General features: G+C 45.5%; 9 tRNA genes. All 9 read left to right on the top strand.

Going from position 1 to position 1,126, the window contains the following annotated elements:
* Nucleotides 1–16 precede the first annotated feature (16 nt).
* Nucleotides 17–88: transfer RNA gene (locus tag ASU02_RS18680), tRNA-Glu, on the top strand.
* 54 nt (nucleotides 89–142) lie between these two features.
* A tRNA-Asp gene (locus ASU02_RS18685) sits at nucleotides 143–216 on the top strand.
* Between the two features lie 28 nt (nucleotides 217–244).
* Nucleotides 245–319, top strand: a tRNA-Gln gene (locus ASU02_RS18690).
* A 10-nt stretch (nucleotides 320–329) separates the two neighbouring features.
* A tRNA-Lys gene (locus ASU02_RS18695) sits at nucleotides 330–405 on the top strand.
* A gap of 10 nt (nucleotides 406–415) precedes the next feature.
* Nucleotides 416–497, top strand: a tRNA-Leu gene (locus tag ASU02_RS18700).
* A 60-nt stretch (nucleotides 498–557) separates the two neighbouring features.
* Nucleotides 558–643, top strand: a tRNA-Leu gene (locus ASU02_RS18705).
* A 60-nt stretch (nucleotides 644–703) separates the two neighbouring features.
* Nucleotides 704–777, top strand: a tRNA-Arg gene (locus ASU02_RS18710).
* Nucleotides 778–844: 67 nt separating this feature from the next.
* Nucleotides 845–921 (top strand) — tRNA-Pro (locus ASU02_RS18715).
* Nucleotides 922–947: 26 nt separating this feature from the next.
* A tRNA-Gly gene (locus tag ASU02_RS18720) sits at nucleotides 948–1,021 on the top strand.
* Nucleotides 1,022–1,126 lie beyond the last annotated feature (105 nt).

The following is a 1,126-nucleotide window of genomic DNA, read 5'->3' on the forward strand; positions in this document are numbered from 1 at the left end:
GAGATATTTTTAATTTGGCCCGTTGGTCAAGCGGTTAAGACACCGCCCTTTCACGGCGGTAACACGGGTTCGAATCCCGTACGGGTCATCCATAGTTTTTCAAGTATTCAGTTGTTTGAAAATGCAGTGGAATGACAAGTTTGGTCCGGTAGTTCAGTTGGTTAGAATGCCTGCCTGTCACGCAGGAGGTCGCGGGTTCGAGTCCCGTCCGGACCGNCATTTGAAGAATATAGTATATGATTAATGGGCTATAGCCAAGCGGTAAGGCATCGCACTTTGACTGCGACATGCGTTGGTTCGAATCCAGCTAGCCCAGCCANTTTGTTTTTGAGCCATTAGCTCAGTCGGTAGAGCATCTGACTTTTAATCAGAGGGTCGAAGGTTCGAGTCCTTCATGGCTCACCATTTTTAATATGCGGGTGTGGCGGAATTGGCAGACGCACTAGACTTAGGATCTAGCGCCGCAAGGCGTGGGGGTTCGACTCCCTTCACCCGCATTATTATTTCTTGACTTTTTTGTGAGATATTGATACGATTATCTTTGTCGCTATTTATATGCGGTCGTGGCGGAATGGCAGACGCGCTAGGTTGAGGGCCTAGTGGGGGCAACCCCGTGGAGGTTCAAGTCCTCTCGGCCGCACCAAAAAAATATATTGACATTCAAATCGTTTTAATATATGATATAAAAGTTGCTTTAATAAATGCGCCCGTAGCTCAATTGGATAGAGCGTCTGACTACGGATCAGAAGGTTATGGGTTCGACTCCTTTCGGGCGCGNTATAAATATAAGAATTCGGAAGAAGCAGAGATGAAACAATGTATCTTCTTCGACCTCTTTCTAATCCGGGAAGTAGCTCAGCTTGGTAGAGCACTTGGTTTGGGACCAAGGGGTCGCAGGTTCGAATCCTGTCTTCCCGACCANGATTTTATTTATAAATAATAATTATGCGGGTGTAGTTTAGTGGTAAAACCACAGCCTTCCAAGCTGTTGTCGAGGGTTCGATTCCCTTCACCCGCTCCAAAATTGCTCTTTGAAAACTGAACGAACAAAAAACGTCAACGTTTAAATCAAGTTTTAAAACTTAAGAGCTAATCTTACTCTTTATTGGAGAGTTTGATCCTGGCT

This window comes from Cytobacillus praedii (assembly GCF_001439605.1).
Lineage (GTDB): Bacteria > Bacillota > Bacilli > Bacillales > Cytobacillaceae > Cytobacillus > Cytobacillus praedii.